Origin of the sequence: Methylobacterium planeticum (assembly GCF_008806345.1) — a bacterium.
GTDB classification, from domain to species: domain Bacteria; phylum Pseudomonadota; class Alphaproteobacteria; order Rhizobiales; family Beijerinckiaceae; genus Methylobacterium; species Methylobacterium planeticum.
The window spans coordinates 300,477-314,746 of sequence record NZ_VZZJ01000001.1 but is presented as its reverse complement, the minus strand read 5'-3'; the positions used below and the strand labels follow the sequence as shown (position 1 = coordinate 314,746).

General features: G+C 71.1%; 12 protein-coding genes. 6 read left to right on the top strand and 6 right to left on the bottom strand.

Annotated features, from left to right (window positions below; genetic code table 11):
- Positions 1 to 8: 8 nt before the first annotated feature.
- Together F6X51_RS01470 and F6X51_RS01465 are read left to right on the top strand one after the other, a co-directional pair.
- Positions 9 to 872 (top strand): DUF1206 domain-containing protein, encoded by an 864-nt coding sequence (locus tag F6X51_RS01470; protein WP_246696555.1) that lies wholly within the window; start codon positions 9 to 11, stop codon positions 870 to 872.
- Between the two features lie 85 nt (positions 873 to 957).
- Entirely contained in the window at positions 958 to 2,934 is a 1,977-nt protein-coding gene (locus F6X51_RS01465) for an SDR family NAD(P)-dependent oxidoreductase (protein ID WP_150961262.1), read from the top strand.
- A 7-nt stretch (positions 2,935 to 2,941) separates the two neighbouring features.
- On the opposite strand, the gene F6X51_RS01460 is transcribed toward F6X51_RS01465, so the two are convergent.
- The 4 genes from F6X51_RS01460 to leuD form a co-directional block, all read right to left on the bottom strand.
- Entirely contained in the window at positions 2,942 to 3,865 is a 924-nt protein-coding gene (locus tag F6X51_RS01460; RefSeq protein WP_150961260.1) for an NAD-dependent epimerase/dehydratase family protein, read from the bottom strand.
- A gap of 14 nt (positions 3,866 to 3,879) precedes the next feature.
- Entirely contained in the window at positions 3,880 to 4,887 is a 1,008-nt protein-coding gene (locus F6X51_RS01455; RefSeq protein WP_150961258.1) for an MraY family glycosyltransferase, read from the bottom strand.
- A gap of 599 nt (positions 4,888 to 5,486) precedes the next feature.
- A complete protein-coding gene (locus tag F6X51_RS01450) occupies positions 5,487 to 6,689 on the bottom strand; it encodes a lytic murein transglycosylase (protein ID WP_150961256.1) in 1,203 nt (400 codons plus the stop codon).
- Positions 6,690 to 6,770: 81 nt separating this feature from the next.
- Positions 6,771 to 7,373: a 3-isopropylmalate dehydratase small subunit gene (gene leuD, locus F6X51_RS01445; RefSeq protein ID WP_150961254.1), complete on the bottom strand. Its 603-nt coding sequence runs from the start codon at positions 7,371 to 7,373 to the stop codon at positions 6,771 to 6,773.
- A 189-nt stretch (positions 7,374 to 7,562) separates the two neighbouring features.
- Between leuD and F6X51_RS27650 the strand changes: the two genes are divergently transcribed.
- Positions 7,563 to 7,739 (top strand): hypothetical protein, encoded by a 177-nt coding sequence (locus F6X51_RS27650; protein WP_191969975.1) that lies wholly within the window; start codon positions 7,563 to 7,565, stop codon positions 7,737 to 7,739.
- Positions 7,740 to 7,840: 101 nt separating this feature from the next.
- Here F6X51_RS27650 and ccrA read toward each other — a convergent pair whose 3' ends face one another.
- Positions 7,841 to 9,124: a crotonyl-CoA carboxylase/reductase gene (gene ccrA / locus F6X51_RS01440; protein ID WP_150961252.1), complete on the bottom strand. Its 1,284-nt coding sequence runs from the start codon at positions 9,122 to 9,124 to the stop codon at positions 7,841 to 7,843.
- 437 nt (positions 9,125 to 9,561) lie between these two features.
- Between ccrA and F6X51_RS01435 the strand changes: the two genes are divergently transcribed.
- Positions 9,562 to 11,610, top strand: coding sequence for a protein meaA (locus F6X51_RS01435; RefSeq protein WP_150961250.1), 2,049 nt, complete (start codon positions 9,562 to 9,564; stop codon positions 11,608 to 11,610).
- Positions 11,611 to 11,797: 187 nt separating this feature from the next.
- Positions 11,798 to 12,151 (top strand): endonuclease domain-containing protein, encoded by a 354-nt coding sequence (locus tag F6X51_RS01430; protein ID WP_246696554.1) that lies wholly within the window; start codon positions 11,798 to 11,800, stop codon positions 12,149 to 12,151.
- A 765-nt stretch (positions 12,152 to 12,916) separates the two neighbouring features.
- Here the strand turns inward: F6X51_RS01430 and rplS are convergent.
- Complete coding sequence (gene rplS, locus F6X51_RS01420) at positions 12,917 to 13,315, bottom strand: 50S ribosomal protein L19 (protein WP_150961244.1); 399 nt, start codon at positions 13,313 to 13,315, stop codon at positions 12,917 to 12,919.
- A gap of 274 nt (positions 13,316 to 13,589) precedes the next feature.
- Here rplS and F6X51_RS01415 point away from each other — a divergent pair, with 274 nt between their 5' ends.
- On the top strand, positions 13,590 to 14,159 hold the full coding sequence (locus tag F6X51_RS01415; protein WP_150961242.1) for a NifU family protein: 570 nt from the start codon (positions 13,590 to 13,592) through the stop codon (positions 14,157 to 14,159).
- The last annotated feature ends 111 nt before the right edge of the window (positions 14,160 to 14,270 follow it).

The window sequence follows — 14,270 nt, the reverse complement described above, 5'->3', positions numbered from 1 at the left end:
AAGGCGGCTTGCCCGGCCTCTCCCTGGTCCATTTCGGCCGCAACACCCTCGAGCGCCTCGCCCGCTTCGGCTACGGGGCGCGCGGCGTGGTCTACTGCGTCGTGGGCGCCCTCGCGGTGCTCGCCGCGGTCGGCCAGGGCGGGCGAGCGGACGACAGCAAGGGCGCGCTCCGGGCGGTGCTCGGCGGGCCCCTCGGGGCCTGGATCGTCGGGCTCATCGCGCTCGGCCTCGCGGGCTTCGCCCTCTGGCGCCTGGTCGAGGGCGTGACCGACGCGGACAATCGCGGCCGCAGCCTCAAGGGGCTCGTGGTGCGGGCCGCCCATGTCGGCAGCGCGGCGATCTACGGGGGCCTCGCGCTCACGGCCGCGAGCCTCGCCCTCGGCCTCGGGCTGCATCGCGGCGGCGAGGACGGCCTGCAGGACTGGACCGCTTGGCTCCTCGCCAAGCCCCTCGGCCTCTGGCTCGTCGCCCTGATCGGTCTCGGGGTGATGGGCGGCGGCGTCGCCTTCGGGCTCAAGGCCTGGAAGGGCGACGTCACCGAGCGCCTCGCCCTCGATGCGGCGGCGTGCCGCTGGGCCAAGCCGATCGGGCGGTTCGGCTACGCGGCGCGGGGCGTCGCCTTCCTGATCATCGGCGGCTTCTTCGTGGCGGCGGCCTGGCACCAGGCCTCCTCCGAGGTGAAGGGCCTCGCGGGTGCCTTCGCGGCGCTGCGCGCCCAGCCCTACGGCTGGGTCCTGCTCGCCGTGGTTGCGGCGGGACACTTCGCCTTCGGCGCCTTCGGGCTGATCCAGGCCCGCTACCGCCGGATCGACGCCCCCGACCTCGACGAGGCGGACGATGTGGTGGCGCGCGCGGTGCGCTCGGTCACCTGACAGGCTAGGAAGGAGCGCGCGGCCGCGGACGCCGCGTTGACAAGACGCCGGCCCCGCGCCGATACCGCGGACCGGCCCGGAGCCCATGCAGCAGCGCACCTACAAAACAGCGGTGATGGTGGTCCACGATTGCGTGGCGACCGCGCTGGCCGTGATCCTCACCTTCGTGTTCCGCTTCAACGGGGAGTTCCTCGCCGAGCGGCTGCACGCGCTCCCGCTCCTGCTGCCGCCCTTCATGGCCTTCGCCGGGCTCGTCTACGCCCGGTTCAAGCTCTACCGGACGAAATGGCGCTTCGCCTCGCTGCCCGACCTCGCGGGCATCGTCCGGGCCGCGAGCGTGCTGGCGCTGACCCTCCTCGTGCTCGACTACGTGCTGGTCTCGGCCGACCTCTACGGCTTCTATTTCTTCGGCAAGATCGCCATCGTCCTCTACTGGGTGTTGCAGATCTTCCTGCTCGGGGGTACCCGCCTCGCCTTCCGCTACCTGAAATACGCCCGCTCGCGGCAATCGAGCGCGCGCGGGGCCACGGTGCCGACCCTGCTCCTCGGGCGCGGCGGCGACATCGAGGTGCTGCTGCGCGCCATTGAATCGGGCTCGGTGCGCAAGCTCAGCCCGAAGGGCATCCTCTCGCCCCGGGCGGACGAGGCCGGGCAGATGATGCGCGGCGTGCCCGTCCTCGGCGGCTTCCCGGAGCTGGAAAGGGTGGTGGCGAGCCTCGCCGAGCGTGGCCAGCCGGTCCGGCGCCTCGTGGCGACCCCGAGCGCCCTGACGCCGGAGGCCGAGCCCGACGACCTCATCGCCCGGGCCCGGCGCCTCGGCCTGCCGCTCGTCCGGGTGGTCAGCCTCGGCGAGGGCATGCGGGACGCCGAGCTCGCGCCTCTCGAGATCGAGGACCTGCTCCTGCGCCCCACCGTGGCGATCGACCGACCGCGTCTCGAGCGTTTCCTCACCGGCACCCGCGTCATCGTCACCGGGGGCGGCGGCTCGATCGGCTCGGAGATCTGCGCCCGGGCGGTGGCCTTCGGGGCGAGCGCGGTGCTGGTTGTGGAGAGCTCCGAGCCCGCCCTGCACGGGGTCCTGAGCCAGCCGGCCCTGGCCCATGCCGAGGCCGCGGTGACGGGCGCGCTGGCCGACATCCGGGACCGCGACCGCCTCCACGCGGTCTTCGCCGGGTTCCGGCCGGACTACGTCTTCCACGCGGCCGCCCTGAAGCAGGTGCCCTATCTTGAGCGTGACTGGACCGAGGGCATCAAGACCAACGTCTTCGGCTCGATCAACGTGGCGGACGCCACCATCGCGGCGGGCGCCCGCGCGCTCGTGATGATCTCGACCGACAAGGCGATCGAGCCGGTCTCGCAGCTCGGCGTCACCAAGCGCTTCGCCGAGATGGTGGCCCAGGCCCTCGACGCCGAGCAGAGCGTGGCGGGACCGGGCGCGACCCGCCTCATCGCGGTCCGCTTCGGAAACGTGCTGGGCTCCGTCGGCTCGGTGGTGCCGGTGTTCAAAGCTCAGATCGCCCGGGGCGGCCCCGTCACGGTCACGCATCCCGACATGGTGCGCTACTTCATGACCGTGCGGGAGGCCGCAGACCTCGTGCTGACGGCGGCCTCCCACGCCGACCGCGAGGCGCGCAGCCTCCCCGCCGATCCTGCTTCCGCCGACCAGCGCGCCGCCGTCTACGTCCTCAAGATGGGCCAGCCCGTGCGCATCCGGGATCTCGCCGAGCGCATGATCCGCCTCGCCGGGTTCGAGCCCGGGGACGAGATCGAGATCGCCACCACCGGGGCCCGGCCGGGCGAGCGCCTGAACGAGATCCTGTTCGCCCGCGAGGAGCCCCGCGTCACCCTCGACGGGATCGAGGGCGTGATGGCGGCCAAGCCCGTCTTCGCCGACCGGGCCGTGCTGGCGGCCTGGACCGAGCGCCTGCGGCAGGCCGTGGCGGCGGGCGACCGGGCCGCCGCCGAGGCGGTGTTCGAGGCCGCGATCCCGGATTTCCGCGAGCGCGCCGCCGCGGCCGCCATCGCGGAGGCCCGCCCGGAACCGGCGCCGAACCCGGCCTGAGATCCCCTCAGGTCTCCGCCCGCGCCAGGGCCGCGAGCCCGTCGCGGGAGGGCGCGGCCGGGTGCCAGCCGAGCGCCATCAGGCCGTCGGCGCGGGCCACGAGGCCGGTCGAGAGGCGGCTGAACGCCGCCTCGCGCCCCGCGAGCCGGCAGGCGAGGCCGAGGAGCGGCGCCGGCACGGGCACGAGGCCGGGGCTGCGGCCGAGCCCGGAGCGGAGCGCCGCCACCATCTCGGGCAGCGTCAGGGCATCGGGATCGGCCACCACCAGGGGCCGCCGCAGGGGGGCGGCGGCGGCGAGCACGGTCTCGACGGCGCCGGCCAGGCTCTCGACCGAGACCAGCGAGCGGCGCTTGTGCAGGGAGGCCAGCGGCAGCGGATAGGGCGAGCGCGCCAGCCGCAGCAGCGCCGCCATGTTGCCCTTCACGCCCGCCCCGTAGACGAGGACCGGCCGCAGGGCGACCCAGTCGAGCCCGGTCCCGGCCAGCGCCTCCTCGGCGGCGAGTTTCGAGCGGCCATAGGCGTCGGTCGGGGCCGGCGCCTCATGCTCGGTCTGGACCCGGTCGCTGCTGGCGCCGACCTGGGCGCGGATCGAGGACAGGAAGACGAAGCGGCGCACCTTCGCCCTGGCGGCGGCCTCCGCGAGGCGGTGCGTCGCCTCGGTGTTGAGGGTGCGGTAATCGTCTTCGGGGGCCCCCGACATGGCGTGGGCGAGGCCCGCCGAGTGCACGATGGCGTCGACGTCGGTGAGCGCCGCCGCCATGTTCATCGGCCGCGTCAGGTCACCGACGACGGCGCTGCTCGCGCCCTCCGGCACCGCGATCGGGCGCCGCAGCAGCACCCGCACCCGGTAGCCCCGGGCCGAGAGGGCGCGCAGGAGATGGCGCCCGATGAAGCCGGTCGCGCCGGTCAGTGCCACGAGCTTCGCGCTCACATCCTGATCCCTCGTCAGCCGGCCGGTGCGGCGCGGCGCGGCGCGCGGCCGAAGCGGTGCAGCAGCAAGGCCACCAGGGCGACCCCGGCCGTCAGCGCCGCCACGGTGACGGGCCAGCTGGGCCAAAGCAAGGTCGCGGCGGCGAGCGCCGCGAGCGCGGCATTGACCGCGAAGACCCGGCCGACGACCCCCGTGACGCTGAGCCCGTTGACGGTGGCGCGCTGGTAGTAGTGGCTGCGATGGGCCTGCCAGACCGGCTCGCGCCGCAGCGCCCGCCGGCCGAGCGTCAGGGTCGCGTCCGCGATGTAGACGAGGGGCAGCAGGATCGCGGCGGCGAGCCCGCACTCGAGGGCGAGCCGGTAGAGCAGCCAGGCCGTCACCAGCCCGATCGGCAGGGAGCCGACATCCCCGAGGAAGAGCCGCGCCACCGGCCGGTTGAACGGCGCAAAGCCGAGCATCGCCCCGAGGAGGGCCGCCGCCACGAGGCTCGGCCCGGCGGCCAGCACCCCGGCCTGCCCGAGGAGCAGGAGGGCGGCCGTCACCGGCACGATCTCCGCGACCGTCATCCAGTCGAGCCCGTCCATGAAATTCACCAGGTTGACGAACCACAGGCCCGCCAGCACCGCGAGCCCGCGCTCGAGCCCGGCCGGCAGTCCGGGCAGGAGCCGCCCCTCGACGGAGAGGACGACGGCCGTCACCGCGAGGGCTTGCCCCGCGAGGCGTCCGACCGCCGGCAGCGGTCGGATGTCGTCGACGGCGCCGATCAGCGCCAGCGCCAGGGTCGCGAGGGTGAGGACAAGCCCCTCGGCCCCCACCGGCACCGCGCCGGACAGGAGGCCCGTGACCGCCAGCACGGCTGCCACCACCGCGATGCCGCCCCCCTGCGGCGTCGGCACCGTATGGCTCGACCGGGCATTCGGCCGGGCCAGGGCGTAGCGCCGCAGCAGCGGCCGCAGCAGAAGGATCAGGCCGGCACTCGCCGCGGCGGCGAGCGGGATGGCGACGAGCGGTGCGAGGGGCATCCGGACGGGTCTCAGGGACGATTCTTGCGGGCGGCGCGGGGGGCCGGGGCCCCGATCCGCGGGGGTTGGCGGCGGGGGCACTGGCCGGTGAGCCCGGACCTGCGCCTCGCCCGGACGATGATGCTCTCTGCGACGACGATCGACACGCACGGTCCCGCATTCATGATCGGTGGATGGGCGGCGCGGGGCGCCATGGGTCTCATCCTACATCATCGGGCGCGGGTGATGTCCCGGCACCCGGCCTGATCCCCCGGAGACCGCTCGACCGGATCTCCGGCACCCCCTCGGCGATCAGGCCTACGCTTGCCGGCCTGATCCGCCGCAGTGCCATGAGCGCAATCCACGACGGTCCGGTGCAAGGGGCAAGACGCACCACTTCACCCGGTTTGCGTTCCGCTGTGTCGACCTCTCCTGGACGGGAGAGCTGGGGCGTATCGCTTTCGTTCCGGGAAGCCTACCCTCGGGTGCGGATGAAGGCCGAGCCGGCGGAGATGAGGCAGCGGGGCACCGGTCGCCGACAACGCGCCCGGAGAAAACCGAAAGATCAGGTCGCGGATGGGTGACGGACGCGGCCTGGGAGCGGCGGAAGATCTCGCGCGTCAGCCGCGCCGCAGAGCTTCGAGGACCTTCGCACCGGGCCGGCCGGTCTGCGGCATGCCGAGCTTCGCCTCGACGTCCTTGATCGCCTCACGCGTCTTGGCGCCGACCTTTCCGTCCGGCTCGCCAACATCGTAGCCGCGCGCGGCCAAGCGAGTCTGCAGGTCGCGACGCTGCGCGCGCGACAGCGGTGGATCGTCGGTCGGCCAGTCGGCCTGGACGCCGGGCCGGCCGCGCAGCCGGTCGGACAGCACCGCGATGGCGAGGCCATAGGATTCGGCGGCGTTGTAGGAGTAGATCGCGTCGAAGTTCTTGGTGACGAGGAACGCCGGGCCATCGCTCCCCGCCGGCACCATGATCCCGACCGGCCCGTCTCCGCTGAGCGGACGGCCATCGATGCGGGTCACGCCGAGCGAGGCCCAATGGGAAATCGGCTTCTTGTTGCGCCGCCCGGCGGCGGCGGCGTTGAAGCCCCTGGGCAGGCGAACCTCGTAGCCCCAGCCATGGCCATTGGACCACTTGGCGGCCCGGAGGAAATTCGCCGTGGAGCCGACGGCGTCTGCCGCCGAATCGACCACGTCGCGGCGTCCGTCACCGTCGAGATCGACGGCGAGGCGCTGGTAGGTCGTCGGCATGAACTGGGTCTGGCCGAAGGCGCCCGCCCACGAGCCGTACAGGCGCGACGGATCGATATCGCCGCGCTCGATGATCTTGAGGGTCGCGATCAACTCGCCGCGGAAAAAGTCGCGCCGCCGGTTGCCCGAGCAGGCAAGGGTGGCGAGCGACTGCACGAGCGGCATCTTGCCGAGGTTCTTGCCGAAATTCGATTCGACCCCCCAGACGGCCGCGATCGTGTAGCGATCCACCCCGTATTTGGCTTCGGCTGCGGCGAGCGCCTGCCCGTGCTGGCGCATCGCCGCCTTGCCGTCATCGACGCGCTCATCGTCCACGAGGGCCGCCATGTAGTCCCAGATCGGCGTCTTGAACTCGGGTTGAGCCTGGGACAGCTCGATCACCTTGTCGTCGTAGGCGATGCCGCTCGTGGCTGTCCGGAACGTCTGGGCGGAGACGCCTGCGGAGGCTGCCTGCGCCTGGATGCCCGCGAGGCAGGATTGAAAATCGGCGCGCGCGCTTCCGGTGGTCGCGAGGCCGGCTGCGAGGCCGGCCAGGGAGAGAACGGAAAGGGTCTTCGCGCGCGACATCATCGGGGCGTCTCCTGGGAGTCTTGAGCGATACTCCCCCTTTTAGGCGTCCTGATGGTAAACGAACCGTATCGATGCCGCCGATCAGGCCCAGCCGCGGGCCGCGAGCTTCGCCTCGTAGGAATCGATGGCGGGCGCGCGCTCGAGAGTGAGGCCGATCTCGTCGAGGCCGTTCAGCAGGTTGTGCTTGCGGCCCTCGTCGATGTCGAAATGCAGGGTGCCGCCGTCCGGTCCCTTGATGGTCTGATGGGCGAGGTCGATCGACAGCGTGGCGTTGGCGCCGCGCTCGGCGTCCTGGAACAGCTTCTCGAGATCCTCCGGCGAGACCACGATCGCCAGGATGCCGTTCTTGGCGCAGTTGTTGAAGAAGATGTCGGCGAAGCTCGTGGAGATTACGCAGCGGATGCCGAAGTCGGCCAGCGCCCACGGTGCGTGCTCGCGTGAAGAGCCGCAGCCGAAATTGTCGCCGACGACGAGGATCTTGGCGTTCCGGTAGGCCGGTTTGTTGAGGACGAAATCCGGATTCTCCGAACCGTCGTCGTTGTAGCGCATCTCCGAGAACAGACCTTGGCCGAGGCCGGTGCGCTTGATGGTTTTCAGATATTGCTTCGGGATGATCCGGTCGGTGTCGACATTGATGATCCGCATGGGCGCCGCGACGCCCTCCAGGGTTGTAAACTTATCCATTGCCGTCGCCGTCTCAGGGCCGGCTCCGCGAGCCGGCGGGATCTGAGGCGGCTTCTACCAGCGGCGGGCGCTCGCCGAAAGGCTGGCGCCGCCGAAAGGCTCGGGTCTCACGGAACCGAAGCGTCTCGCGAATGTCTCGGCGGAGACCTATACTGCGCCGGAGCAGAGGTCTGCGCACGGGGGACGGCGATGAGCGAGACGAGCAACACCTTCAAGAAGGCGCCGAAGCGCAAGCCCACCAAGGCGCGCCACGTCTCGGTCTCCCCCGAGATGCGCCAAGCCTACGCGGACCTGATCAGGGAGCGGGAGGAGAAGGCGGAGAACTACAGCCGGCACCTGCCGCAGGATCCGCAACGGGGCCGATAGCCGCCCCATCGCGCGCCTCCGTGAATCGCGAGCGGCCCCTCGCCGTGAGACGAGGGGCCGCAACCAGGACGGGTGGGGATGCCGGGCGAGCCGGCCTCGCCTCAGCGCTTGAGCGGACCGGCCTCGATCACGTCCTCGACGGTGCGCAGGCCGGCGCGCGGTGCGTTGACGAGGCAGGCCATGTTGCCCGGCGGGTGCTGGTTCTTCCACATCTTGGTGTGCGCCTGGGGGATCTTGTCCCAGGGAAACACCTCGCTCATGCAGGGGTCGATGCGCTGGTCCAGCACGAACTGGTTGGCGGCCGAGGCCTGCTTCAGATGCGCGAAATGCGAGCCCTGGATGCGCTTCTGGCGCATCCAGACATAGCGGGCGTCGAAGGTCAGGTTGAAGCCCGTGGTGCCCGCGCAGAAGACGATCATCCCGCCGCGCTTGGCCACCAGCGTCGAGACCGGGAAGGTCTGCTCGCCCGGGTGCTCGAACACGATGTCGACATCGTTGCCCTTGCCGGTGATGTCCCAGATCGCCTTGCCGAATTTCCGCGCTTCCTTGGTCCAGGCGACGTATTCGGGCGAATTGACCTTCGGAAGCTGACCCCAGCAGTCGAAGTCCTTGCGGTTGATGACGCCCTTGGCGCCGAGGCTCATGACGTAGTCGCGCTTCGACTCGTCCGAGATCACCGCGATCGCGTTGGCGCCGGAGGCCGCGCAGAGCTGGACGCCGAACACCCCGAGGCCGCCCGAGGCACCCCAGATCAGGACGTTCTGGCCAGGCCGGACCGTATGGGGGGCGTGGCCGAAGAGCATCCGGTAGGCGGTGGCGAGGGTGAGGGTGTAGCAGGCGGCCTCTTCCCAGGTCAGGTGCTTGGGCCGCACCATCAGCTGGCGGGACTGCACACGGCAGAATTGTGCGAAGGAGCCGTCCGGAGTCTCGTAGCCCCAGATGCGCTGCGAGGGCGAGAACATCGGGTCGCCGCCATTGCACTCCTCGTCGTCCCCGTCGTCCTGGTTGCAGTGGACGATGACCTCGTCCCCGACCTTCCAGCGCTTCACCTTGGCCCCGACCGCCCAGACGATGCCCGACGCGTCGGACCCGGCCACGTGGAACTCGGCCTTGTGGACGTCGAAGGGCGAGATCGGCTCGCCGAGGCCGGCCCAGACGCCGTTGTAGTTCACGCCGGCGGCCATGACGTAGACGAGGACCTCGTCGTCGCCGATCGACCAGGTGGGCACCACCTCGAGCAGATGCGACTGCTCCGGCGGCCCGTGGCGCTCGCGACGGATCGCCCAGGCATACATCTTCGCCGGAACATGGCCGAGGGGCGGAATCTCGCCCATCTCATAGAGGTCCTTGCCCTCCGCCGGTTGAACTGCCGCACTCGCAGCCATCTGACCTCTCCCTAGCATCGTCGTGCGGCCCCTATAGCGGCGATGAAAGGGCACTCCAAGTGGCACCAAAGGCCAGTGGACCGGCGGTTTCCACCGAAAAACGACGCCGGCTCACGACGGACTCACCTGTATTCAAAATTAAGCTTCCGGACCGGTCGGGCGGAGCCCGCGCGCGATCGCGGCGCGGCGGCGATCCATTGGCCAAAAGTACAACCGCGCGGTTGCAAAAATCTCCGCTCCGAGGCGGCCGAGATCTTGAACAAATCATGAACGATCCATCGGAATCCGCTCCGCGTGCGCCGCGGAGGCGTTCTGCGGCCCGCCGCCGGCCCTCGCGGCGCGGGGCGGGTGACGCGCGGGGACGCCTCGGCTACGGTGGCGGCAAGCCGCCGCACGCGTATGCGGTGGCACGGTCTCGGGAATCGGAGTTCGGACGGATGGGCGGGCAGGCAAGCGTCGCAGAGGTCAAGCGCGACAAGCCGTGGATCATCCGGACCTATGCCGGGCACTCGAACGCGGCGGAATCGAACGCCCTCTACCGGGGCAACCTCGCCAAGGGGCAGACCGGCCTCTCGGTGGCCTTCGACCTGCCGACCCAGACCGGCTACGACCCGGACCACGAGCTCGCCCGCGGCGAGGTCGGCAAGGTCGGCGTCTCGATCGCGCATCTCGGCGACATGCGGACCCTGTTCCGGGACATCCCCCTCGTCCAGATGAACACCTCGATGACGATCAACGCCACGGCGCCGTGGCTGCTGTCGCTCTACCTCGCGGTGGCCGAGGAGCAGGGCGCGCCGTTCGCGGGGCTCCAGGGCACCACCCAGAACGACATCATCAAGGAATACCTGTCGCGCGGCACCTACGTGTTCCCGCCCGCGCCCTCCCTGCGGCTGACCAAGGACGTGATCCTGTTCACGACCCGGGAGGTGCCGAAGTGGAACCCGATGAACGTCTGCTCCTACCATCTGCAGGAGGCGGGGGCGACGCCGGTCCAGGAGCTCTCCTACGCGCTCGCCATCGCGATCGCGGTGCTCGACACGGTGCGGGACGACCCGGCCTTCGACCCCGACAGCTTCGCGGACGTGTTCGGCCGGATCTCGTTCTTCGTGAATGCGGGCCTGCGCTTCGTCACCGAGATCTGCAAGATGCGGGCGTTCTCGGAGCTCTGGGACGAGATCGCCCAGGAGCGCTACGGCATCGACGACCCGAAGAAGCGCATCTTCCGCTACGGGGTTCAGGTCAACTCCCTCGGGCTGACCGAGCAGCAGCCCGAGAACAACGTCCACCGCATCCTGATCGAGATGCTGGCGGTCACGCTCTCGAAGCGCGCCCGGGCGCGGGCCGTGCAGCTGCCGGCCTGGAACGAGGCGCTCGGCCTGCCCCGCCCCTGGGACCAGCAATGGTCGATGCGGATGCAGCAGATCCTCGCCTTCGAGACGGATCTCCTCGAGTACGACGACATCTTCGACGGCTCCAAGGTGATCGACGCCAAGGTCGAGGCCCTCAAGGCCGAGACCCGGGCGGAGCTGGAGCGCATCGGCGGCATCGGCGGCGCCGTGGCGGCGGTGGAGACGGGGGCGCTGAAGCGCTCCCTGGTGGAATCGAACGCCCGGCGCATCTCGGCGATCGAGGCCGGCGAACAGATCGTCGTCGGCGTCAACAAGTGGCAGCAGGGCGAGCCCTCGCCGCTGACGGCCGGCGAGGGGGCGATCTTCACGGTCTCGGAGACCGTCGAGATGGAGGCCGAGGCCCGCATCCGCGCCTGGCGCGCGGAGCGCGACGACGCGGCCGTGGCGCGGGCGCTAGCCGACCTCGAGGCGGCGGCGCGCTCGGGCGCCAACATCATGCCGGTCTCGATCGCGGCCGCGAAGGCCGGCGTCACCACGGGCGAGTGGGGCGGGCGCCTGCGCGCGGTCTTCGGCGAGTACCGGGCCCCCACCGGCGTCACGCTGGAGACGGTCTCCTCGGGGGCGGCCGAGGAGGCGCGCCTCCTCATCGCCGATCTCGGCGAGCGCCTCGGCGAGACCCCGAAGCTGGTCGTCGGCAAGCCCGGCCTCGACGGCCACTCGAACGGCGCCGAGCAGATCGCCCTGCGCGCTCGCGACGTCGGCTTCGACGTCACCTACGACGGCATCCGCCAGACCCCGGCCGAGATCGTCGCCAAGGCGCGCGAGACCGGCGCCCACGTGGTCGGCCTCTCGATCCTGTCCGGCAGCCACGTGCCGCTGGTGCGCGACGTCAAGGCCAAGCTCCGCGAGGCCGGCCTCGATCACGTCCCGGTCGTGGTCGGCGGCATCATCTCGCCGGAGGACGAGCTGGTCCTCAAGAACATGGGCGTCACCGCCGTCTACACCCCGAAGGACTACGTCCTCGACAAGATCATGGTCGGGCTCGCCAAGGTGGTGGAGCGCTCCCTCGAAACCCGCGCGGCCCACCGCCGCGACGGCACCGCCCCGCGCCCCGAGGGCAGCGCGCAGGTCTACTGACCGGGCCGGGCCGCCTCTCCTATCCGGGCGCGGTCGAGTGCGCGGCACGCGCACCGGGTGAGGGATGCGACCTCTCCGGAAAGCGCGCCCCCGCCCCCGGACAATGCGAAGCCCCCGAACTCACCGAGGGCAAAACCCGCCGCCCCGTGCCAGACTGCCGTCATGGAATCGGGATGAGGTCGGGGGGGTGAGCGAGAGCAGCGGGCGGGCGCGGGCCCTGCGCCGGCGCCAGACCGCCGCCGAGGCGAAGCTCTGGCGGGCCCTGCGCAACCGCGGGCTCAACGGTTTCAAGGTCCGCCGCCAATGGCCGGTCGACGGGTTCGTCGCGGATTTCGCTTGCGTCGAGGCCCGTCTCATCGTCGAGATCGACGGCGCCACGCACGGGACCGCCGCCGCGCAGGCCCGGGACGCCCTCCGCAGCGCCGCTTTGGCCCAGTGCGGCTACGAGGTCCTGCGGATCTCGAACCGCGACGTGATGGAGAATCTCGCGGGCGTGCGCGAGACGATCCTGGCGGCCCTCGAGCGCCGCATCGTTCTCTAGCGGCGCGGGCGCGCAGTTTTCCGGATGCGTCGCATCCCTCACCCCGGCCCGCTCCCGCACGGGAGAGCGTCGCGCCACCCGCGCCAGATCCAGCTGCAGGGCATGACGCGGAGGGTGGTGCACCCACCTCTCCCGTCCGGGAGAGGTCGAGTCGGCGCCAGCCGACCGGGTGAGGGGTGCGACGCATCCGGAGAGGTCGCATCCCTCACCCCAACCCTCTCCCGCACGGGAGAGGGGGCGCGGCGTGCCACCCGCGCCAGATCCAACGGCATGGCATGACGGGAACGGCGGAGCCCCACCTCTCCCGTCCGGGAGAGGTCGAGTCGGCGCCAGCCGACCGGGTGAGGGGTGCGACGCATCCGGAGAGGTCGCATCCCTCACCCCAACCCTCTCCCGCACGGGAGAGGGGGCGCGGCGTGCCACCCGCGCCAGATCCAACGGCATGGCATGACGGGAACAGCGGAGCCCCACCTCTCCCGTCCGGGAGAGGTCGAGTCGGCGCCAGCCGACCGGGTGAGGGGTGCGCGCTATCCGGAGAGGTCGCACCCCTCACCCCGGCCCGCTGCGCGGGCAAACCTCTCCCGGACGGGAGAGGGAGCGCGGCGTGCCGCCTGCACCCGATACGAACTGCGTCGGGGCATCTCGACTCCGCATCCGCGCGCGATCATCCGGGTCCATCCCGGACCAAGCGGATGCCGGAGCGGTCCTGCGGGCCTATCGTCGCGAGAGGACGGTCGCGGCCGCGCGCGGCGCGGCCCGCGTGCCCTACTCGGCGGCCGCAGGGGCCTTCGCGCCGGACTTGCCGCCACCGCGCTCGGCACGCTCGACGATGCGGGCGGACTTACCGCGACGGTCGCGCAGGTAGTAGAGCTTGGCGCGCCGGACCTTGCCGCGGCGGACCACCTTGATCGAGTCGATCAGCGGACCGTAGACCGGGAACACCCGCTCGACGCCTTCGCCGTAGGAGATCTTGCGGACGGTGAAGCTCTCGTTGATGCCGGCGCCCGAGCGGGCGATGCACACGCCCTCATAGGCCTGGACGCGGCTGCGCTCGCCTTCCTTGACCTTGACGTTCACGATCAGCGTGTCGCCGGGCTCGAAATCCGGAATGGTCTTGTTGAGCTGGGCGATCTGCTCCTGCTCAAGCTGCTGGATGATGTTCATGGCAATACTCCGGCCGTTGCGCCCGCGCCCCTGATCGGAACTTCGAGCGTCAGGATTTCGGCATCCTGTTGTGAATTGGCGCTGCCCCTACACCAGGCGGAACGGAATGTCGATGCAGCCGATGCGGGAAATCCTCCGGCGCGGCGGTCCCGGCCGGCGGGGAGCGGTTGAGAAAAATCGGCGCACGGTCCACATGGAGAGGGGTGCCCGCGCGGGCGGGCGCCGTTCCCGGCCGGCCTTGAACCGGCGCTGAGGACGAGGATACCAGACAGCGATGTTCATTCAGACCGAAGCCACCCCGAACCCCTCGACCCTGAAATTCCTGCCCGGGCGGGTCGTTCTGCCCGAATCGACCTTCGAGGCCCGCGACGCGCAGGCCGCCGCCCACTCGCCCCTGGCGAGCCGGCTGTTCGACGTGCCCGGCGTCGCCGGCGTCTATTTCGGCCACGACTTCATCTCGGTGACGAAGGCCGAGGACGGCAGCGAGTGGCCGCAGGTCAAGCCGGCGGTTCTCGGGGCGATCATGGAGCATTTCCAGTCCGGTGCCCCGGTGCTGAGCGAGAGCGCGGCGCTCGCCGGCGCCGGTGACGCGGAGGAGTTCTACGACGAGGCCGATGCCGACACGGTGGCGACCATCAAGGACCTGCTGGAGACCCGGGTCCGCCCGGCCGTGGCGAGCGATGGCGGCGACATCACGTTCCGGGGCTACAAGGAGGGGGTCGTGTTCCTGGAGATGAAGGGCGCCTGTTCCGGGTGCCCGTCCTCCACCGCGACGCTCCGGCACGGGGTGCAGAACCTGTTCCGGCACTTCCTGCCGGACGTGCGCGAGGTCCAGGCCGTCTGAGCGCGACGCAGCCGGGCAACACTCCTCTCGGATCGGGTGTCGAGAAGGCCGCTCCGCCCTGACGGATCGGCCGTTTTGCCGTAACGTTCCGCGGCGCTCCGGCGCGCGTTC

Bases quoted from the DNA above. Each gene is read 5' to 3' on its own strand.
- F6X51_RS01465 (WP_150961262.1), top strand. From the start codon at position 958: ATGCAGCAGCGCACCTACAAAACAGCGGTGATGGTGGTCCACGATTGC.
- F6X51_RS01455 (WP_150961258.1), bottom strand. From the start codon at position 4,887: ATGCCCCTCGCACCGCTCGTCGCCATCCCGCTCGCCGCCGCGGCGAGT.
- F6X51_RS01450 (WP_150961256.1), bottom strand. From the start codon at position 6,689: ATGATGTCGCGCGCGAAGACCCTTTCCGTTCTCTCCCTGGCCGGCCTC.
- leuD (WP_150961254.1), bottom strand. From the start codon at position 7,373: ATGGATAAGTTTACAACCCTGGAGGGCGTCGCGGCGCCCATGCGGATC.
- F6X51_RS27650 (WP_191969975.1), top strand. From the start codon at position 7,563: ATGAGCGAGACGAGCAACACCTTCAAGAAGGCGCCGAAGCGCAAGCCC.
- ccrA (WP_150961252.1), bottom strand. From the start codon at position 9,124: ATGGCTGCGAGTGCGGCAGTTCAACCGGCGGAGGGCAAGGACCTCTAT.
- F6X51_RS01435 (WP_150961250.1), top strand. From the start codon at position 9,562: ATGGGCGGGCAGGCAAGCGTCGCAGAGGTCAAGCGCGACAAGCCGTGG.
- rplS (WP_150961244.1), bottom strand. From the start codon at position 13,315: ATGAACATCATCCAGCAGCTTGAGCAGGAGCAGATCGCCCAGCTCAAC.
- F6X51_RS01415 (WP_150961242.1), top strand. From the start codon at position 13,590: ATGTTCATTCAGACCGAAGCCACCCCGAACCCCTCGACCCTGAAATTC.